Source organism: Streptomyces sp. NPDC001515 (assembly GCF_053597115.1).
Map to the genome: position 1 here is coordinate 244,647 of NZ_JBSFHN010000004.1, position 19,136 is coordinate 263,782.

At 73.5% G+C, this 19,136-nt stretch carries 16 protein-coding genes; 5 read left to right on the forward strand and 11 right to left on the reverse strand.

Annotated elements, in window-relative coordinates; genetic code table 11:
* Positions 1-13: 13 nt before the first annotated feature.
* Positions 14-796, forward strand: coding sequence for an SDR family oxidoreductase (locus tag ACWCXC_RS07665; protein WP_450887240.1), 783 nt, complete (start codon positions 14-16; stop codon positions 794-796).
* Between the two features lie 353 nt (positions 797-1,149).
* A complete protein-coding gene (locus tag ACWCXC_RS07670) occupies positions 1,150-2,727 on the forward strand; it encodes a sodium:solute symporter family protein (RefSeq protein ID WP_450887242.1) in 1,578 nt (525 codons plus the stop codon).
* A gap of 80 nt (positions 2,728-2,807) precedes the next feature.
* Here the strand turns inward: ACWCXC_RS07670 and ACWCXC_RS07675 are convergent, their stop codons facing one another.
* A complete protein-coding gene (locus ACWCXC_RS07675; RefSeq protein ID WP_450887244.1) occupies positions 2,808-3,923 on the reverse strand; it encodes an ADP-ribosylglycohydrolase family protein in 1,116 nt (371 codons plus the stop codon).
* Positions 3,924-4,195: 272 nt separating this feature from the next.
* Here ACWCXC_RS07675 and ACWCXC_RS07680 point away from each other — a divergent pair, with 272 nt between their 5' ends.
* Positions 4,196-5,272 (forward strand): tyrosine-protein phosphatase, encoded by a 1,077-nt coding sequence (locus tag ACWCXC_RS07680; protein WP_450887246.1) that lies wholly within the window; start codon positions 4,196-4,198, stop codon positions 5,270-5,272.
* 15 nt (positions 5,273-5,287) lie between these two features.
* On the opposite strand, the gene ACWCXC_RS07685 is transcribed toward ACWCXC_RS07680, so the two are convergent.
* Together ACWCXC_RS07685 and ACWCXC_RS07690 are read right to left on the reverse strand one after the other, a co-directional pair.
* Entirely contained in the window at positions 5,288-6,199 is a 912-nt protein-coding gene (locus ACWCXC_RS07685; RefSeq protein ID WP_450887248.1) for a hypothetical protein, read from the reverse strand.
* Between the two features lie 158 nt (positions 6,200-6,357).
* Positions 6,358-8,940, reverse strand: a complete 2,583-nt coding sequence (locus ACWCXC_RS07690) for a bifunctional FO biosynthesis protein CofGH (RefSeq protein ID WP_450681644.1) — start codon at positions 8,938-8,940, stop codon at positions 6,358-6,360.
* A 283-nt stretch (positions 8,941-9,223) separates the two neighbouring features.
* Here ACWCXC_RS07690 and ACWCXC_RS07695 point away from each other — a divergent pair, with 283 nt between their 5' ends.
* Complete coding sequence (locus ACWCXC_RS07695; protein ID WP_450887275.1) at positions 9,224-9,901, forward strand: HAD family hydrolase; 678 nt, start codon at positions 9,224-9,226, stop codon at positions 9,899-9,901.
* Between the two features lie 72 nt (positions 9,902-9,973).
* Here ACWCXC_RS07695 and iolD read toward each other — a convergent pair whose 3' ends face one another.
* From iolD to ACWCXC_RS07725, 6 genes are read right to left on the reverse strand one after another with little or no spacing between them, the layout of a single operon-like run.
* Positions 9,974-11,830: a 3D-(3,5/4)-trihydroxycyclohexane-1,2-dione acylhydrolase (decyclizing) gene (iolD, locus tag ACWCXC_RS07700; protein ID WP_450887251.1), complete on the reverse strand. Its 1,857-nt coding sequence runs from the start codon at positions 11,828-11,830 to the stop codon at positions 9,974-9,976.
* Positions 11,827-12,660, reverse strand: coding sequence for a 5-deoxy-glucuronate isomerase (gene iolB, locus ACWCXC_RS07705; RefSeq protein WP_450887253.1), 834 nt, complete (start codon positions 12,658-12,660; stop codon positions 11,827-11,829). Before iolB ends, iolD begins: the two co-directional genes overlap by 4 nt.
* An 11-nt stretch (positions 12,661-12,671) precedes the next feature.
* Positions 12,672-13,547, reverse strand: a complete 876-nt coding sequence (locus tag ACWCXC_RS07710) for a Cgl0159 family (beta/alpha)8-fold protein (protein WP_450681641.1) — start codon at positions 13,545-13,547, stop codon at positions 12,672-12,674.
* Positions 13,540-14,493: a 5-dehydro-2-deoxygluconokinase gene (gene iolC / locus ACWCXC_RS07715; RefSeq protein ID WP_450887277.1), complete on the reverse strand. Its 954-nt coding sequence runs from the start codon at positions 14,491-14,493 to the stop codon at positions 13,540-13,542. The genes ACWCXC_RS07710 and iolC overlap by 8 nt, the downstream gene beginning before the upstream one ends.
* 23 nt (positions 14,494-14,516) lie before the next feature.
* On the reverse strand, positions 14,517-15,377 hold the full coding sequence (locus ACWCXC_RS07720) for a TIM barrel protein (protein WP_450887255.1): 861 nt from the start codon (positions 15,375-15,377) through the stop codon (positions 14,517-14,519).
* A complete protein-coding gene (locus ACWCXC_RS07725) occupies positions 15,374-16,372 on the reverse strand; it encodes a Gfo/Idh/MocA family protein (RefSeq protein ID WP_450887257.1) in 999 nt (332 codons plus the stop codon). Before ACWCXC_RS07725 ends, ACWCXC_RS07720 begins: the two co-directional genes overlap by 4 nt.
* 161 nt (positions 16,373-16,533) lie before the next feature.
* Here ACWCXC_RS07725 and ACWCXC_RS07730 point away from each other — a divergent pair, with 161 nt between their 5' ends.
* Positions 16,534-17,277, forward strand: coding sequence for a GntR family transcriptional regulator (locus ACWCXC_RS07730; protein ID WP_450887259.1), 744 nt, complete (start codon positions 16,534-16,536; stop codon positions 17,275-17,277).
* Between the two features lie 94 nt (positions 17,278-17,371).
* Here the strand turns inward: ACWCXC_RS07730 and ACWCXC_RS07735 are convergent, their stop codons facing one another.
* Positions 17,372-18,007 carry a DUF47 domain-containing protein gene (locus ACWCXC_RS07735; RefSeq protein WP_385112087.1) on the reverse strand — a complete coding sequence of 212 codons (636 nt, stop codon included), beginning with the start codon at positions 18,005-18,007 and terminating at the stop codon, positions 17,372-17,374.
* Positions 18,004-18,981, reverse strand: a complete 978-nt coding sequence (locus tag ACWCXC_RS07740; protein ID WP_450681637.1) for an anion permease — start codon at positions 18,979-18,981, stop codon at positions 18,004-18,006. The genes ACWCXC_RS07735 and ACWCXC_RS07740 overlap by 4 nt, the downstream gene beginning before the upstream one ends.
* Positions 18,982-19,136: the final 155 nt, after the last annotated feature.

Here is a 19,136-nt window from a genome sequence, read left to right on the forward strand (position 1 = left end):
CCGGGAGGCACCGATGTTGCTCACGGGGAAGACCGTCGTCGTGTCGGGGGTCGGCGCCGGACTCGGCCATCGGATCGCGGCGGCGGTCGTCCGGGACGGCGGCAACGCGGTCCTCGGGGCGCGCACCGAGGCGAATCTGGTGAAGTCGGCCCAGGAGATCGACCCTTCGGGGCGGCAGACCGCGTACCGGGCGACCGACATCACGGAGGCGGCCCAGTGCGAGGCGCTGGCGGCGCTGGCGGCCGAGCGGTTCGGGCGGATCGACGCGGTGGTCCACGTGGCGGCCTGGGACAGCTACTTCGGGGGCGTCGAGGACGCGGACCTGGACACCTGGAAGGGGGTCGTGGACGTGAACCTTCTCGGCACCCTGCGGATGACCCGGGCCTGCCTGCCGGCGCTCAAGGAGCGGGGCGGTTCGGTCGTCGTGATCGGGACGCAGTCGGCGGTGGCCGCGCCGACGCAGGTGCGGCAGGCGGCGTACGCGGCATCCAAGGGGGCGCTGACCTCGGCGGTGTACTCGATGGCCCAGGAGTTCGGCCCGCACCGGATCCGGGTGAACACGGTGCTGCCCGGATGGATGTGGGGGCCTCCGGTGGAGGCGTACGTCCGGTTCACCGCGCACACCGAGGGCGTGCCCGAGGCCGAGGTGCTGGGGAGGCTGACGGAGCGCATGGCGCTTCCGGACCTGGCCACGGACGGGGACGTGGCGGAGGCCGTCGTCTTCCTGGCCTCCGACCGGTCGAGGGCGATCACCGGGCAGTCCCTGCTGGTCAACGCGGGCGAGCTGATGCGCTGACCCCGGTTCGACAGCGGCGCCTCCCCTCCTTCTCGACCGCACGGGACCCGCATCCCGTGCGGTCTTCTCCGTGCCCTTCTCTGTGTCATCGGCGTTCTCGGGCAGCCTGACGAAGTGCCCGCTCATCGTGTGGCTCCCGTCACGTTCACGACAACGCCCCCGAGGGTCAAGAAAGCGTAAAATCGTTCGTCTTGCTGATCGCGGTTCACATCTCTGACCGATGGATCTCTTGACCGAGGCCCCGGGCAGACGGTTCAATCCCCGATGTCCCCGCTCCCGCACGGGGGCCCCGCTGAGCGGTCGTACTGACGAAGTGCGTCCCCGTTCACAAGGCGGACCCCAGGAGGGGGCACATGAACAGTCTCGACTGGGTCGTGCTCATCGGCTACTTCGGCGTGATGATCGCGATCGGGCTCTGGTCCCACAAACGTGTCGACAACGTCAGCGACTTCTTCACCGCGGGCGGCAAGATGCCGTGGTGGCTGTCCGGCATCTCGCACCACATGTCCGGCTACAGCGCGGTCATGTTCACCGGATACGCCGGCATCGCCTACCAGTACGGCGTCACGTCGTTCGTGACCTGGTCACTGCCGATCGCCATCGGCATCGGCATCGGCGCCCAGCTCTTCGCGCCCCGGCTCAACCGGCTGCGCTCGCGGCTGCACGTCGCCTCGCCGCTCGAATACCTCAAGAACCGCTACAACGTCCCCACCCAGCAGGCGCTCGCCTGGTCCGGCCTGCTGCTGAAGATCGTGGACGTCGGCGCCAAATGGGCGGCCATCGCCACTCTGCTGTCCGTCTTCACCGGCATCTCGCTCACCCAGGGCATCTTCATCACCGGCCTCATCACCGCCGTCTACTGCACGGTCGGCGGACTGTGGGCGGACGCGCTCACCGAGCTAGGCCAGTTCGTCATCCAGCTCCTCGCCGGACTGGCGATGCTCGTCACCGCGATGAGCGAGCTCGACGGCTTCAGCACCCTGTGGACGGTCTGGGACAAGCTGCCCGAGGGCCATGCGGACCCGACGGCCGGACCGTACACCACGACCTTCCTGCTGGCGTACCTGTTCATCAAGACCTTCGAGTACAACGGCGGCATGTGGAACCAGGCCCAGCGCTACATGGCCACGGACAGCGCCGCCTCCGCGACCCGCTCCGCCCGGCTCTCCGCCGTGCTCTGGCTGGTCTGGCCGACGGTCCTTTTCTTCCCGATGTGGTGCGCCCCGCTGCTGGTCGACGCGCAGAAGCCGGACGCCTCCGACAGCTACGCGCTGATGACCGAGCAGTTGCTGCCGCACGGTCTGCTGGGCCTGGTCGTCGTCGGGTTCTTCTCGCACACCATGGCGATGTGCTCCTCGGACGCCAACGCGATCTCCGCGGTCTTCACCCGGGACATCGCGCCGGTCTTCTCCAAGGCCGCCCGCGACTGGAGCAACCGCGCCGGGCTGCTGGCCGCCCGGCTGTCGACGCTCGGCTTCCTGGGGCTGTCCATGGCCCTGGCGACGCAGATCAACTCCCCGACGTTCAAGGACATCATCTCGGTCGTCATCAAGTGGGTCGCCGGTCTCATGGGCCCGATCGCGATCCCGTTCATGCTGGGGCTGCTCCGCAGCTTCCGGAAGTCCGGTCCGACGGCGGCCCTCACCAGCTGGGCGGCGGGTCTGCTGGCCTTCTACTTCACCAACTACGAACTGGACGGTTCGGTGAAGACGGATGTGGCGCTCCAGTACCAGGTGGCCCTGCCCCTGGCGATCTCGCTCGTCCTCTACGTCCTGGTCGGCCTGATCAAGCCGGAGGACACCCCGGAACGCGACGCGATCATCGAGCGGATCAACGCGGTCGGCGAGCCCCCGGCCACCGGCGCGGCCGCCGCCGTCCCGGCCCAGGGCGGCCCGGACGCGGCGGAGACGGCCCGCACGGTGAAGGACTGAGCGACGGGGACGGCGCGCACGGTCAAGGACTGAGCGGCGGGGGTACGCGTACGGGGACGCCCCCGCCGCGCGTACCCCCGTCAGCCGCGCGGGTAGCGGGCCAGCCAGGCCGGGGCGGCGGCGGAGGGGCTGTGCAGGGCAGCCCCCTGGGTCATCTCCATCGCGAAGTCGTCCGCGAGTTCCAGGAGCGTGGCGCGTCCCTCCAGTTCCGCGAGCCAGGCCGGGGGCAGGGCGGTCTCGCCGTGCAGGGCGCCGAGCAGCGCCCCGCACAGGGACGCCGTGGCGGAGGACGGTCCGCCGTGGTTCACCGCCAGCCTGAGGCCGTGCCGGACGTCCTCACCGACGAGCGCGCAGTACACCGCGATGGCCAGGACCGTCTCGGCGGAGTCCTCGGTGCCCAGCGACTCGATGAGCGCGGGGCCGGGGATGCCCTGGCGGACCAGGCCCAGCGCCTGCTGGAGCGCCTCGGTGACGGGCTCGTGGCCGGGCCGCTCGGCGAGCAGCCCGAGCGCGTGCTGCACGGAACCGTCGAGGGTCTCGCCCCGGGCCAGGCCGTGCACGACGACGGCGAGGGCGCCGGAGGCCAGCAGCGCGGTGGGGTGTCCGTGGGTCTGCGCGGCGCACTCGACGGCCAGTTGGAAGACGAGCTGCGCCTCCCAGCCGACCAGCAGCCCGAAGGGCGCGGAGCGGGTGAGGGCGGCGGAGTCGTGGGCGGCGGGGTGCTTGGGCTGGTCCAGGGTGCCCATGACGGTGTCGCCGAAGCCGTTCAGGCACTCCCGGGTGGGTGCGCGCCTGCTGTACAGCCACTCCTGCCCGGCCAGCCAGCCGTTGTCCTTGCGCCGCTCGTCGGGCCCCCAGTCGTGCTGGGTGGCCGCCCAGCGCAGATGGGCCTGGTGCACATCGGTGGGCGGATGCCAGGCGCCGGTGTCGCGGCGCACCTGGGCGCGGATCAGCCCGTCGACGGTGAACAGGGTGAGCTGGGTGACCGCCGTGACCGAGCCCCTGGCCCCGTGCGCGGACCCGAAGTCGCTCACGGCGTCCGGGCCGTGGGCCTCCCGGATCTCCTCCAGCGTCAGCCCGCCGACCCCCGCCCCGAGCGCGTCCCCGACCGCGCCGCCGAGCAGCGTCCCCCGTACCCGGCTGCGGAAGTCCTGCTGCTCCGCGCGCCCCCAGACGGCCGCACCCGCTGAGCCCACCGTGCGCCTCCCCGTCGTCCGGTTCCGAGTACGTCCGCCGCGCCGGCGCACCGGCCGCGCGCTGGCTGCGCAGCACTGTAATCGAACAGGGACGCGCGGTTGAGGGGGCGGAGCGGGTACGCGTAGGAATGTGGACGGACGTCCCCAGGGTCGTCTTTGAGGGGGTGCGGGGGGCCTTCGGCGCGGCCGGCGCCCGTGCTGTTGCCCATGGCTTCGCGCCCCGTTCACACGTGGTTCGGCCCGTCCACACGCGCCCCTTCGAGCATCGCTCCATGACGCAGATGACTCGTGTCAGGGCCTCCTCCCTCGCCCTGGCCGCCGCCCTCCTGGCCGGCCTCGCGGCCCCGACGGCCGCGACCGCCGCCCCGCACTCCCCCGCCGCCTCGCACGGCCGCATCCCCTTCACGGCGGCCACGGTGACCGCGCGGGACGACGGCTCCTACACGGTGGAGTGGAAGGCCCCCGGCGTACGGCACGTGACCGTGCGGGCGGGCGGGCGTACGGTCGCCTCGGGCGGCGCGACGGGGCGCGTGACCGTCCGCGGGCTGCCCGCCTCGGACCGGCAGTGGTTCGACCTGGTGCCCGCGCACGGCGGTGCGCTGCACCTGGCCGACCGGCTGATCCGGCTGGAGGGGGCGGTCAATTTCCGGGACGCGGGCGGCTACCGCACCACGGACGGGCACTGGGTGAAGATGGGCGAGGTCTACCGCTCCGACGCGCTGGACCGGCTGACGCCGGCCGATCTGGCGAAGCTGCGGCGGCTCTCCATCCGTACGGTCTTCGACCTGCGCACGGAGTCCGAGCGCACGGCCGCCCCCGACCGCGTCCCGGCGGGTGCCAAGCCCGTCGTCGCGGACGTTCTGGCGGGCTCCCCGACCTTCACGGCCATGCCGTCCACGGCGGCCGAGGCCGAGACCATGATGGCCGACGGCGAGAAGTTCATGGTCAGCGGCGCTTCCGCGAAGGCCGCGTACCGCACCGTCTTCGCCGGTCTGGGCGACGACCGCTCCCGCGCCGTCGTCTTCCACTGCACGGCCGGCAAGGACCGCACCGGCTGGGCCAACGCCGCCCTGCTCACCGCGCTCGGCGTGCCGCGCTCCACCGTCATGGCGGACTACCTGGCCTCCAACGACTACCGCGCCGAGGCGAACGCGGCGGCACTCGCCGCGATGCCGGCGGCCCAGGCCGCGGCGTACAAGCCGCTGCTCGACGTGCGCCCCGCCTACCTCAACTCCGGTTTCGACGAGGTCTCCCGGGCCTTCGGCTCCTTCACCACCTACGAGAAGGAGGCCCTCGGCCTCGACGCCAAGACCCTCCGCGCCCTGAAGAGCGACCTCCTGGTGGGCTGACCGCCCCCGGGCCCCTCAGCCTTCGGACGCCGCGTCCCCGACGAAGACGTCCTCCACGGACGCGGCCGTCGGGGCCCGCAGAAGCCAGCGGTTGAGGGTGTCGATGTCCGCACAGGACATGATCCGCTCCCGGGCCGCGTCCGGGACGTCGACACCCGCGTGGGCGAGCAGGAGCAGGATGCTCTGGGCCATGCCTTCGACACGGCCCTCCGAACGGCCTTCCGAACGGCCCTCGTCGCGGATCTCCTCGGAGAGGGCGGACTTGTAGAAGGAGAGGTCCACGGCCACCAGGTTCCTCCACTGTTGCGCGGCCGGGCGGGTGCCCAGGCCCTGTGCGGTGAGTTCGACGAGGGGATCGGCGATGACTTCAGGTGTGTCTCGCAGAGCGGTCGAGAGCGTCTTCAGTATGGCACCGATGTCCGGATCGGCCGCGTGTGTGATCGCGGCCAGCGTGGTCAGGACGAGGTCCTTGCGGGCCTCGGCCACGTCGGTGATCACCGGCATGTTGTGCGGGCCCGCCACCAGGGGGCGCAGGGTGAGCGCCGGCCACTGACGGGGCCCGATGGGGACCGCCCGGGACGCCCACTCGGCAGTCCTCCTGTCCTGGCACACGACCAGCAGGAGCGGCGGGGTCCGGTACTTCGTGTACAGGTACGAGAGGTAGTACGCCCAGCTCGCGGGCTTGTCCTCGTCCCTCTTCCCCTGGGCCTCGACAGCCAGGAGGAAGGACTCACCGCCCTTCGCGTCAAACCGCAGCAAGGTGTCCACGCGTCGTTCCAACGGGCGGTTCTCGGTGAGGTCGGTCGGTATGACCGAGACGGAGGTGGGGGTGGCGAGGGTGAGGCCCAATAACTCCGATACGCGGGAGAAGAGTCCCGGGTACTCCTGAAAGATGCGGTGCATCGCCTCGTGGGGCGAGCTGACCATGCGGATTCCTCCGGCGGATCGAGCCCCGGGGCGCGTCCTGCGCACCCCGGGCCGGTTCATGCCGGGAGCATATGCCGGAGCCTGTCGCGTCACGGGCGTTCGCCGCCTCCTTCACCCGGGTGAGTGAAGGAGGCGGCGAACGGGACGGGGCGCGGCACCTACTGCGGCAGCACCGGCAGCAGTTCCGGGAGGTGGCCGTCGGAGGCCGTCGCCGCCGCGACGCGTTCCTCGGGGACTTCGCCGTAGAGGGTCGTCCGGGGCTTCGCCGGGCGGCCGGCGAGGTCGGCGATGGCAATGAGGTCCTGGACGGAGCGGTAGGAGCCGTAACCGGAGCCGGCCATGCGGGAGATGGTCTCCTCCATGAGGGTGCCGCCCAGGTCGTTGGCGCCGGAGCGGAGCATTTCGGCGGCGCCCTCGGTGCCGAGCTTGACCCAGCTGGTCTGGATGTTGGTGATGTGGGGGTGGAGGAGGAGGCGGGCCATGGCGGTGACGGCGCGGTTGTCGCGGTCGGTGGGGCCGGGGCGGGCGATGCCGGCGAGGTAGACGGGGGCGTTGGTGTGGATGAAGGGGAGGGTCACGAACTCCGTGAAGCCGCCGGTCTCCTGCTGGAGGGCGGCCAGGGTGCGCAGATGGCCGAGCCAGTGGCGGGGCTGGTCGACATGGCCGTACATCATCGTGGACGAGGAGCGCAGGCCCACCTCGTGGGCGGTCCTGACGACCTCCAGCCACGTCGCGGTGGGGAGTTTGCCCTTGGTGAGGACCCAGCGGACCTCGTCGTCCAGGATCTCCGCCGCCGTCCCGGGGATCGAGCCGAGCCCGGCCTCCTTCGCGGCGAGGAGCCAGTCGCGGATGGACAGGCCGGTGCGGGTGGCCCCGTTGACGACCTCCATCGGGGAGAACGCGTGGACGTGGATGCCGGGCACGCGCTCCTTCACCGCCCGCGCGATGTCGAAGTACGCCGTGCCGGGCAGGTCCGGGTGGATGCCGCCCTGCATGCAGACCTCCACCGCGCCGACGTCCCACGCCTGCGCGGCCCGGTCGGCGACCTGGTCCAGGGAGAGGGTGTACGCGTCGGCGTCGGTGCGCCGCTGAGCGAAGGCGCAGAAGCGGCAGCCCGTGTAGCAGACATTGGTGAAGTTGATGTTGCGCGTGACGATGTACGTGACGTCGTCGCCGACCACGTCCCGGCGCAGCGTGTCCGCGATCCGGCACAGCTCGTCCAGCGCCGGCCCGTCCGCGTGGAGCAGGGTGAGCGCCTGGTCGTCGGTGAGCCGGGTCGGGTCGTCGGCGGCCCGGCTCAGCGCGGCCCTGACGTCGCCGTCGATCCGGGACGGCACCATGCCGGGCGCCGCCGCCTCGCGCAGCGCCTCCCAGTCCCCGTACACCTCGTCGAAGTCCTCGCGGCGGTCGCCCGTGCGGCCCTCGGTGTCGATGGTGCGGTGCAGATCGGTGCGGCCGGAGGCGCCGAACTCCTCGTCCGGCTCCTGCCAGGGCAGGCCGACGGGGATCGCGCCCTCCTTCGCGAGCCCGGTCTCCGGGTCGGCGAGGGCGCGGACGTGCGGGAGCAGGCGCGGGTCGAGCCAGGGCTCGCCCCGCTGGATGAACTCCGGGTAGATGGTCAGGCGTTCGCGCAGTGCGAAGCCGGACTCGGCCGTCCGGGACGCGAGTTCATCGATGTGGGGCCAGGGGCGCTCGGGGTTCACATGGTCGGGGGTGAGCGGCGAGACCCCGCCCCAGTCGTCGATGCCCGCGCCGACGATCAGCGCGTACTCCGAGTCCACCAGGTTCGGCGGGGCCTGGATGCGGGCGGACGGCCCGAGGATGTGCCGGGCCACCGCGATGGCCGCCGCCAGCTCCTCCAGCTCCGCGTCCGGCATGGCCCGCATCGCCGTGTCCGGCTTGGCCCGGAAGTTCTGCACGATGACTTCCTGGATGCCGTGGTAGGCGCGGGCGGTGCGGCGCAGTTCGAAGAGGGCGTCGGCGCGCTCCTCGTACGTCTCGCCGATCCCGATCAGGACGCCGGTGGTGAACGGGACGTTGGACCGCCCCGCGTCCTCAAGCACCCGCAGCCGCACGGCGGGCTCCTTGTCCGGTGAGCCGTAGTGCGGCCCGCCCGGCTCGGACCACAGCCGGGTCGCCGTCGTCTCCAGCATCATGCCCATGGACGGGGCGACGGGCTTCAGCCGCTGGAGGTCGGTCCACGTCAGCACCCCGGGGTTGAGGTGCGGCAGCAGCCCGGTCTCCTCCAGGACCCGGATCGCCATGGCCCGGACGTACGCGAGGGTGTCGTCGTACCCCTCCGCCTCCAGCCACTCCCGCGCCTCCGGCCAGCGGTCCTCCGGCCGGTCCCCGAGCGTGAACAGCGCCTCCTTGCACCCCATCGCCGCACCCTGGCGCGCGATCTCCAGGACCTCGTCGGGCGACAGGAACATCCCGTGGCCCGCGCGCCGCAGTTTGCCGGGCACGGTGACGAAGGTGCAGTAGTGGCACGTGTCGCGGCAGAGCCGCGTCAGCGGGATGAAGACCTTGCGGGAGTAGGTGATGACGCCGGGCCGGCCCGCCGCTTCCAGGCCCGCGTCGCGGACCCGGGCGGCCGACGCGGTGAGATCCGTCAGATCGTCGCCGCGCGCCTGGAGCAGGACGGCGGCCTCGGCCGCGTCGAGGGCGACACCGTCTCTGGCACGCTTGAGGGCACGTCGCATGGAGTTGGTCGTGGGGCGTCCGCGCTGGGGATCGGTCATGAACCGAGCATACGAGCGGGTAGTCGTCCGGTGACGGGCCGGATCTCGCCGCAGGTCATGGGGGGCCGGGCGGGGCGTCGTCGGCGTTACCCGAATCGCGCGGCGTCGGCGTTGCGGAACGCGCGGTACCGGCGCCGGGCCGGGTGCCCCCGGTGTCGCGGAACGCGCGGGCCGCGCCCCCGGGTTCCCCGCCACGGCCCCTCGGCCGTACGGCCCACGCGTCACCGCGCCCCCTGGCGCCTCGGGCGTTCGGCGGCGGCGGAGCCGTAGGGTCGGTCCGGTGATGGAAACGATCGTCTTCGACATCGGTGAGACCCTCGTCCGCGACGACCGCTACTGGGCGTCCTGGGCCGACTGGCTCGGCGTCCCGCCGCACACGCTGAGCGCCCTGGTCGGCGCCTCGGTCGTCCGGGGCGGCGACGGGGCCGACGCGCTGGGGCTGCTGCGCCCCGGCATGGACGTCGCGGAGGCCGCCCGGGCCAGGGCGGCGGCCGGCCGCGGGGAGTACCTGGACGAGTCCGACCTCTACCCCGACGTCCGCCCGGCCCTGGCCGAACTCCGCTCCCTGGGCGTGCGCGTGGTCGTCGCCGGCAACGGCACGGCCCGTGCGGGGGACCTGCTGCGCGCCCTCGACCTGCCGGCGGACCTCGTCGTCACCTCGGAGGAATGGGGCGTCGCCAAACCGGATCCGGAGTTCTTCGCCCGCGTCCTGGAGGTCTCGGGGGCCGCCCCCTCCGCGACGCTGTACGTGGGCGACCACCCGGCGGACGACCTGTTCCCGGCCCGGTCCTGCGGCCTTCTCGCCGCCCATCTGCGCCGGGGCCCGTACGGCCACTGGTGGGCGGAGCACCCCGACGTACGGGAGAGCGCGGACGTCCAGATCACCGCGCTCACGGAACTGCCGGCGCTCGTGGGCGACCGCCCCGGTCCGGACGGGCCCCGGGCGCTGCGAGCCGTGTAGGGCGTGTGGTGAACGTCCCGCCCGCTCGGCGACGCCCGGCACGCACTCCCTGGCCCGCAGCGCCCGCACCCCTCAGAGGTAGGGCCGCTGGCCGGACTTGGCCTTCGTGTACGCCTCCCGGGCCGCCTCGGTCTCCGGCGCCCGCGACACCTCGGCGACCGGCACGTCCCACCACGCCCCGGAGGACGGGGAGGGTGCCAGCGGGTCCGTCTCGATGTGGATCACCGTGCTCCGGTCGCAGGCCCGTGCGTCGCGGAGGGCGTCCCGCAGTTCCCCGATCGTGGTCACCCGCAGGACGTCCGCGCCCAGGCTCGCCGCGTTCGCCGCCAGATCGACGGGCAGCCGGTCGCCGTCCAGCGCGCCGGTCCCCGTGTCGCGGTAGCGGTACCAGGTGCCGAAGCGGGGTGCTCCGACGGTCTCGGAGAGCGCGCCGATCGAGGCGAAGCCGTGGTTCTGGACGAGGACGACGACGAGTTTGACCCCTTCGGAGACGGCCGTCAGCAGTTCCTGGGCCATCATCAGATAGGAACCGTCGCCCACCAGGACGAAGACCTCGCGCTCCGGAGCGGCGAGCTTCACCCCGAGGCCCCCGGCGATCTCGTAGCCCATGCAGGAGTACCCGTACTCGACGTGGTACTGCTTCGGATCGGCCGGCCGCCAGAGCCGGTGCAGGTCGCCGGGGAGCGATCCGGCGGCGCAGACCACCACGCCGTCCTCGCCCGCCGCCTCGTTGACGGCACCGACCACCTCGGTCTGCGCGGGTTTCGGCGTGTGGCCCCGGTGGTGGGCGGCGTCCACGACGGCGTCCCAGTCCCGCACGAGGGCGGCCGTGCGGGCGCGGCGCTCCGGGGGGACCTCCCAGTCCGCGAGGGCGTCGGTCAGCGCCTCCAGCGCGGTCCGGGCGTCCGCGACCATGGCCAGTCCGGCGTGCTTGACGGCGTCCAGCCGGGCGACGTTGATGTTGAGGAAGCGGACGCCGGGGTCGGCGAACTGGGTGTGCGAGGCGGTCGTGAAGTCGCTGTAGCGGGTGCCGACGCCAATCACCAGATCGGCCTCCCGGGCCAGCGCGTCGGCCGCCGTCGTGCCCGTGTGCCCGACGGCGCCGACGGCGCAGGGGTGGCCGTACCGGAGGGCTCCCTTGCCGGCCTGGGTCTCCGCGACCGGGATTCCGGTGGCGCGGGCGAAGGCGTCCAGGGCCTCGGTGGCGCCCGCGTAGACGACTCCGCCCCCGGCCACGACGAGGGGGCGGCGGGCCGCGCGGATCAGGCGCACCGCGTCCGCGAGCACCCCGGGCTGCGGGACCGGCCGGTCGATCCGCCAGACCCGGTGGGCCAGGAACTCCTCCGGCCAGTCGTGGGCCTCCGCCTGCACGTCCTGGGGCAGCGCGAGGGTCACCGCGCCGGTGTCCGCCGGATCGGTAAGCGTGCGCACGGCCGCCAGGGCGGCGCCGACGAGCTGTTCGGGGCGGACGACGCGGTCGAAGTACCGGGAGACGGGCCGGAAGGCGTCGTTGACGCTCACATCGCCCGCCCAGGGCGCCTCCAGCTGCTGGAGCACCGGTTCGGCGACGCGCGTGGCGAAGGTGTCCCCGGGCAGGAGCAGCACGGGCAGCCGGTTGATGGTGGCGCCGGCCGCGGCGGTGATCATGTTGGTGGACCCGGGTCCGACGGAGGCGGTGCAGGCGAACGTCGAGAGCCGGTCGGTCATCCGGGCGTAGGCGGCGGCGGTGTGCACCATGGCCTGTTCGTTGCGCGCCTGGTAGTACGTCAGGTCGCGGTTCTCCCAGAGGGCCTGGCCCATGCCCGCCACGTTGCCGTGGCCGAAGATGCCGAAGCAGCCGGCGAACAGGCGGCGTTCGACGCCGTCGCGTTCGGTGTGCTGGGCGACGAGGAAGCGGACCAGTGCCTGGGCGACGGTGAGCCGGATCATGCCGCTCCTTCCGCGGAGGGGGTGGCCGCCGGGGAGGCGGCCCAGGTGTCACGGACCCAGGCGTGCGCCGGGTCGTCGGTGATGCGCCAGGCGCGCTCGTCGTGCGGGCCGGCCATCACGTTGAGGTAGTACATCGGATAGCCGGGGAGCGCGGCGGAGGGGCCGTGCCAGCCGCGCGGGACCAGCACCACGTCGCCGGTGCGGACCTCGGCGGTCTCCCCGGCGGGGCCGGGCGCACTGCCGCCGAGGCGGTGCTGGCCGAAGCCGCCGCGCCCGATCTCGAAGTAGTAGATCTCCTCCAGCTCCGACTCGTCGGCGGTGTGCTCGTCGTGCTTGTGCGGGGGGTGGCTGGACCAGTTGCCGTCCGGGGTGAGGACCTCCACCACGATCAGCCGGTCGCACGCGAAGCCGTCCGCGCTCGCCAGGTTGTTGACCTGCCGGCGGCAGGAGCCCGTGCCGCGCGTCTCGACCGGCACCTCCTCGGCGGGTCCGCGGCGGAACGGCAGGTCCCGCCGCGCGGTGCCGCTCGCCACCGCGAAGCGGCCCCCCGACGCGCTGCTGACGACGGCTTCGCCGCGCCGGGGCACGTACGCGAAGTCGGTGACCCCGGCGAAGACGTCGGTGCGCCCCGCCAGTTCGGCGCTTCCCGCCCCGCAGCGCACCACGCAGGAACCGCTCAGCGGCACCACGACCGCCTCGCGTTCCCCGGTGGCGAAGGACTGCGAGCCGCCGGGCGGGAGTTCCAGCACCCGGAGGCCGGTGTGCCGCATGCCGGTGTCCACGGTCCACGGGCCGTGCGCGGTGCTCCCCGCGACCTGATGGCCGTCCATGGCGTCTCCTCTCACAGCAGGCCGACGGCGGTGTCCACCGCCGCGGCCACGTCGTCGTCGGGCGGGTAGAGCAGCGAGCGGCCCGCGACCAGGCCGCGCACGGTGGGGAGCCGGAGCGCCTTCTCCCAGGCGGCGTACGTCTCCTCGGGGGTGCCCGGGGGGTCTCCGCCGAGGAGGAGCGCGGGGAGGGTCGACGCCTCCATGACCGCTTCCATGTGGTCGACCACGGGCACCTTCAGCCAGGTGTAGGCGGAGGTGCGGCCGAGCCCCTGGGCGATGGCCAGGGCCCGGATCATGGCCTCGGGCCGCAGGTCGTTGACCGCCCGGCCGTCCGCTCCGCGCCTGACCCAGAACGGCTCGACGAGCGCCGTGAGCCTGTGGTCGGCCAGGGAGGAGACGGCGTCCGCGCAGCCGGCCAGGGTCGAGGCGGTGGCCGGGTCGGACGGGTCGATGCGCAGGAGCATCTTCCCCGCGTCGAAGCCCATCGCGGCGATGGCCTCCGCGTCGTACGCGGTGAACCGGTCGTCCATCTCGAAGACGGTGCCGGGCACACCGCCCCGGTTCATCGACCCGATGACCACCTTGTTCTCCAGGGCGCCGAGCAGCAGCAGGTCCTCCAGGACGTCGGGGGTGCCGAGCACCCCGTCCACACCCGGGCGTTCCAGCGCGGTCAGCAGCCGGTCGAGGAGGTCGGCGCGGTTGGCCATGGCGTCGGGCCGGTCGCGGACGGCGAGGGCGCCCCGGGCCGGGTGGTCGGCCGCCACGAGCATCAGCCGGCCCGTGGGCCCGATCATCGGGCGGCGGCGGCGCCGCCGTGCGGCTTCCGGGATCGCCTCGGGCCGCCGGGCGCGGGTCTCCATCAGGGTGTGCAGCGCTCCGTCACGCATGCGGTGCCGCTTCGGGGGTCCGGGCGTGTTCCATCATGTCCTCCACCTGGGGAGTAGTCGGCATGTCGGGGGCGCAGAAGAGCCGTCCCGCGACGAAGGCGCCCGCGGCGTTGGCGAAGCGGACGGTCCGCTCCAGGGGCCAGCCCGCCAGGAGGCCGTGGCAGAGGGCTCCGCCGAAGGCGTCGCCCGCTCCGAGGCCGTTGACGACGCGGACCGGGTGCGGGGCGGCCACGACCCGTTCCCGCGCGGTGCGTGCCAGCACGCCCTCGGGTCCTCGTTTGACCACGGCCAGGTCGACCCCGGCGGCCAGCAGGGCGTCCGCCGCGGCCTCCGGGTCCCGTTCGCCGACGGCCGCCTCGCACTCGTCGAGGTTGCCGACGGCGACGGTGGCGCCGGCCAGCGCGGACCGCAGCGCGGGCCCGGCGTCCTGCGGGGACGGCCAGAGCGCGGGACGGTGGTCGAGGTCGAGCACGGTGATCCCGGACCGGTCGCGTGCCGCCAGGGCGGCGCGGTGGGCCGAGGCGCTGGGTTCGGCCGAGAGTCCGGTGCCGGTGATCCAGAGCAGTCCGGCCGCGCGCACCTCGTCCGGGTCCAGGTCCTCGGGGCGGATGCGCAGGTCCGGGGTGCCGGGCGGGCGGTAGAACCAGATCGGGAAGTCGTCGGGGGGAAAGACCTCGCAGAAGGTGACGGGCGTGGGGGGACCGGCGACCGGGGCGACCCGGGCGGCGTCGACCCCGTAACGGACCAGTTCGGCCCGGAGGTAGTCCCCGAAGGGGTCCTGCCCGGTGCGGCTGATCAGGGCGGTGCGGCGGCCGTGCCGGGCGGCGGCGACCGCCACGTTGGCCGCGCTGCCGCCCAGGTGTTTGCCGAACGTCTCGACGTCGGCGAGGCCCACCCCCTGCTGGAGCGGGTAGAGGTCCACCCCGAGCCGGCCCATGACCAGCACCTCGGGCGCGCCGTCCCGCGTCGTCACGCCGTCACCTCGCGCAGGTGTGCCAGCGAGGCGAGGACGTCGGCCAGCGGGCCTTCGCCGGGGGCCGGTTCGGCGTCGAGGACGGTGTCCTGTTCGAGCACGTACCAGCCGGTGTAGCCGGCGGCGTCCAGGGCGGCGGTGATCGCGGCGATGTCCACGTCGCCCCGGCCCAGTGGCCGGTAGAGGCCGGTGCGGACGGCTTCGGTGTAGGTGGTCCGTCCGGCGCGGACGCGTTCGGCGAGGGCGGCGTCGACGTCCTTGAGGTGGACGTGGGCGATGCGGTCGGCGGCGCGCCGGGCCAGGTCCACGGGGTCGCAGCCGCCGGCCAGCAGGTGGCCGGTGTCCAGGCAGAGGGGCACGGTGCTGCCGGTGAGGACGCGTTCGACCTCGTCGGGGCCCTCGACCAGGGTGCCGATGTGCGGGTGCAGGGTGGCGGTGACGCCCTCTTCCACCGCGTGGGCGGCGATCCGGTCGAGGTTGGCCAGCAGCGCTTCCCATTGCCGTGCGGTGAGTTCGGGCCGGGCGTCGTAGCCGTCGGATCCGGTGGCGGCGGCCAGGACCAGGGTCCGGGCGGACCCGAATCCGGCCAGGGCGCGCCGGACCTCGGGCAGCGGGTCGACGCCGGGGTCGTGGAGGACGACGGGCACGAAGCCGCCGACGGCGGTGAGCCCGTGCTCGGCGAGCAGGGCGGTGCGGGCCTCGGGGGCCTGCGGCAGAAAGCCCTCGGGCCCGAACTCGGTGGCGGCGAGGCCGGCGGCGGCCATCTCCTCCAGCACCCGGCCCGGTCCCATCTGGTGTCCCCAGCCGGGGACTTCGCACACGCCCCAGGAGATGGGGGCTCCGGCCACGCGGATCATCGGCCCGCCTCCTCGACCCGTACGGGGCGCCCGGTGCGGCAGGAGAGGTCGGCGGCCTCGGCGACCAGGAGGGCCGCCAGGGCGTCGTCACCCGTGCAGGGGCTGGGGCGGCGGCCCGCGGCCACCTCGGTGAAGGCGGTCAGCTCGGCGACGTACGCGTCGCGGAAGCGGCTGAGGAACCCGTCGTGGGCGACCGGTCCGGGCTGTGGTCCGCCCTCGGTGAAGCGGAGGGGGGCGCGGGGGTCGAGGCCCGTGGCCAGCGTCCCGGCGGAGCCGGCGACCTCCATCCGTACGTCGTAGCCGGCGCCGTTGTACCGGGTGGCGGTGCACGTCACGAGGGTGCCGTCGTCGAGCGTGAGGACGGTGGCGGCGGTGTCGACGTCGCCGGCCTCGGTGAAGTACGCCTCGCCCCGGTTGGAGCCGGTGGCGCTGACCTCGACGATCTCGCGGCCGGTCACCCAGCGCACGCTGTCGAAGTCGTGCACGGCGCAGTCGCGGAAGATCCCGCCGGAGGCGGGCAGATAGCCGGCCGGTGGGGGTGCGGGGTCGGCGGTGCAGGCCCGGACGGTGTGGATCCAGCCCAGTTCGCCGGAGGCGACGGCGTCCCGCAGTGCGGCGTAGCCGGTGTCGAAGCGGCGCTGGAAGCCGACCTGGAGCGGGACGCCGGCCCGGTCCAGCTCCTCCAGCAGGGTGCGGGTGTCCGCGAGCGTGCCGGCGATCGGCTTCTCGCAGAAGACCGGCAGTCCGGCGCCGGCGGCGGCCCGGACGAGATCCGCGTGGGCGGCGGTGGGGGCGGCGATCACGACGCCGTCCAGTCCGGAGTCGAGCAGCTGGTCGAGGCCGGGGGCGTGGTCGGCGCCGAGTTTGACGGCCAGTTCGTGGGCCTGGCGGGCGAGGGCGTCGTGGAGGACGACCCGCGTCACGGCGGGCAGTCCGATCAGGGTCTCGGCATGGAACGTGCCGATCCGGCCGGTTCCGATGAGTCCGATGCGCATGCGCAAATGCCTCCGGTTCGAGGAGGGTGGATGCCTGTCCCTGATTTGTATCCTCGGCACTCACAACGGGTCAAGTGTTTGTTCTGACATATATACGTACTGAGCTTGAGTCGAAGTGTGCGGCATACTGAAGCCCTGGCACTACGCATCAAGGAGTCCTCGTGGAATCGATCACCAGGCTGGTCAGCATCGACCGGAGCAGTCCGGTCCCGCTGTACTTCCAAGTAGCGCAGCAGCTCCAACAGCTCATCGAATCGGGCACGTTGGCGCCCGGCACGCGGCTGGAGAACGAGATCGCCCTGGCGGACAAGTTCGGCCTGTCCCGCCCGACGATGCGCCAGGCCATGCAGCACCTCGTCGACAAGGGACTCCTCGCGCGCAAGCGCGGCGTGGGCACCCAGGTCGTCAACAACCGCGTCCGCAGGCAGGTCGAGCTGACCAGCCTGTTCGAGGACCTCAAGCGGGACGAGCGACGCCCGCGCACCGAGGTGCTGTCGATGGAGACGGTGCCCGCCACGGGAGCCGTCGCCACCGCCCTCGCCGTCGAGCCCGGCACGCCCACCCTGGCGCTGAGCCGCCTGCGCTACGCCGACGACGAGCCCATAGCCGTCCTGCGCAACCACCTGCCGGCCGATCTGCTGACGCTGACCGAGGAGGAGCTCACCGACTGCGGGCTCTACGAGCTGCTCCGGCGGGCCGGGGTCTCCCTGCGCACCGCCCGCCAGACCATCGGGGCGCGCAAGGCCACCGCGTCCGAGGCCCGTCTGCTCGACGAGGGCCGTGGCGGCACGCTGCTCACCATGGAGCGCACGGTCCTGGGCGACGCGGGGCGCCCGGTGGAGTTCGGGTCCCATCTCTACCGGGCGTCGCGCTACTCCTTCGAGATGACGCTGACCGCCCACTGAGGCGGGCCGCGCAGGGTCCGCGTCCCAGTGGCTCCGCTTCAGTGGCTCCGCCCCGGTGGCTCCGCTTCAGTGACTCCGCTTCAGCTGCCCCGCATCAGTGGCTCCGCTTCAGCATCGCGTCCGAGAGCGCGGCCACCGACTCCCCCAGGCGCAGCCCCACGACGTCCAGCCGGCGCAGCAGTTCGCGCCGGGTGAGGGTGTCGTTGCCGACCTCCTGCCGGAGCAGTTCGGCCATCGCCACCTGGTAGTGCCGGCGCACCTGTCCGGCCGCCTTGCGGGCCGCCGAGGTGGCCGCGTCCACGTCCCCCGGGCGGTCGGCCAGCCCCTGGACCGCGCCGCGCAGCATGGTCAGGCCCTCCGCCACCCCGGCCAGGGCGGGGAGGTGGGCGGGGTCCCCCTCGGCGCCGTACAGATCGGTCTCGCGCACCAGGTCGCGGAGGTTGTCCAGCACGTCGTCCACGCTGCGGGAGAAGCGGTAGAGGTCCTCCCGGTCGATCGGCGTGGTCAGGGTGACGGCGAGTTCGGCGACGAGCCGGGCCCGTCCGGTGTCGCCCCGGTGCTCGACCTCCACCATGGCACCGCGCGCCTCGGCGGGGGTGAGGGTGCCGTCGGACATCGCGGAGGCCAGCCCCACCCCCTCGACCGCCGCGTCCAGTTGGGCGGTGAGCAGGTCGGTCAGCTGGTGGTGCGAACGGCCGGTGAGGTCGTCGACGATTCTGCGGAAGGTCATGCGGTCACTCCCCGGACGAGAAGGCCGGCCAGCAGGCCGGCCGCGTAGGCGGCGGGCAGGGTCACACCCCAGGCGGTCACGAGGGGGACGGCGAACTGCCAGCGGACCCGCCGGCCCCCTTCGCTGGCCCCCGCGCCCACCAGCCCGCCGATCACCGTCTGGGTCATGCTCACCGGAGCCCCCAGGGCGGCGCTGGACAGGACGGTGGCCGACGAGGCCATCTCGGCAGAGGCGACCTGCCAGGGGCGGGCGGCCAGCAGCCGGACGGAGGCTCCCCCGGACACCCGGCGCAGGCTGAGCACCGCTCCCACCGCGAAGACGAGGGCCACCGCGAGCGCCGGGAGGAGGCCCGGTGGCGCGTCCAGACTCCCGGCGACGTGCCCGGCCGACGCCACGGCCGCGACCGCGAACATCTTCTGGCCGTCGTTGGCGGCGTAGGCGAGGCACTGGCAGCCGAAGGCGACGAGGTGCGCCCCGCGCACCAGGCGCGGCATTCCGGGGGTGGCCGGCATCCGGCGGGCGCCCCGGCCCAGGGCGAAACCGGCGGCGGCGCCGGCCAGCGGGGCCGCCGCGGCGATCCCCAGCACCAGGCCGAGCCGGGCCCACTGCGGCCGTTCGCCGAGCCCGGAGCCGGCGCCGGCCAGCGCGCCGAGGACGGCCAGCGTGATCGAGGTGGGGATGCCCCGCCAGGTGAGCAGCACGACGAGGCCGACGGCGGCCGTGGCTCCGGCCAGGAAGACGAGCGCGGGACGTCCGGCGTCGGCGGGGACGAGTCCGTCGGTGAAGGTGCGGGCCACCCGCACCCCGAAGAGCGCTGGGCCGAGCGCGACGGCGGCGGTCAGCATCAGCAGGACGGGAACGGCGGAGCCGCTGCCGTGGCGCACGGCCATGGCCAGCAGCGAGGCACCGTCGTTGGCTCCGCAGACGAGAACGAAGGCCAGTGCGGTGATGACGAGCGCGATCGTGGTGGTCACGGAAGGTACTGCCTCACGTCGTGGGGGCGGGGCGGCCCGGGCCGCGCCGGGGCGCCCGCCCCCCCCCCCGCCGCCCCGGGGGAGGCCGGGGGGGCCGGCCGGAGGAAAGGGAACGAGTATTATGTCATGATGTGGGGCGAAAGAGAGACCACCCC

Coding starts and splice junctions, on each gene's coding strand:
- ACWCXC_RS07680 (WP_450887246.1), top strand. CDS start 4,196: ATGACGCAGATGACTCGTGTCAGGGCCTCCTCCCTCGCCCTGGCCGCC.
- ACWCXC_RS07710 (WP_450681641.1), bottom strand. CDS start 13,547: ATGCGTGACGGAGCGCTGCACACCCTGATGGAGACCCGCGCCCGGCGG.
- ACWCXC_RS07670 (WP_450887242.1), top strand. CDS start 1,150: ATGAACAGTCTCGACTGGGTCGTGCTCATCGGCTACTTCGGCGTGATG.
- ACWCXC_RS07690 (WP_450681644.1), bottom strand. CDS start 8,940: ATGACCGATCCCCAGCGCGGACGCCCCACGACCAACTCCATGCGACGT.
- ACWCXC_RS07695 (WP_450887275.1), top strand. CDS start 9,224: ATGGAAACGATCGTCTTCGACATCGGTGAGACCCTCGTCCGCGACGAC.
- ACWCXC_RS07725 (WP_450887257.1), bottom strand. CDS start 16,372: ATGCGCATCGGACTCATCGGAACCGGCCGGATCGGCACGTTCCATGCC.
- ACWCXC_RS07720 (WP_450887255.1), bottom strand. CDS start 15,377: ATGATCCGCGTGGCCGGAGCCCCCATCTCCTGGGGCGTGTGCGAAGTC.
- iolD (WP_450887251.1), bottom strand. CDS start 11,830: ATGATCCGGCTCACCGTCGCCCAGGCACTGGTCCGCTTCCTCGTCGCC.
- ACWCXC_RS07665 (WP_450887240.1), top strand. CDS start 14: ATGTTGCTCACGGGGAAGACCGTCGTCGTGTCGGGGGTCGGCGCCGGA.
- iolB (WP_450887253.1), bottom strand. CDS start 12,660: ATGGACGGCCATCAGGTCGCGGGGAGCACCGCGCACGGCCCGTGGACC.
- ACWCXC_RS07685 (WP_450887248.1), bottom strand. CDS start 6,199: ATGGTCAGCTCGCCCCACGAGGCGATGCACCGCATCTTTCAGGAGTAC.
- ACWCXC_RS07735 (WP_385112087.1), bottom strand. CDS start 18,007: ATGACCTTCCGCAGAATCGTCGACGACCTCACCGGCCGTTCGCACCAC.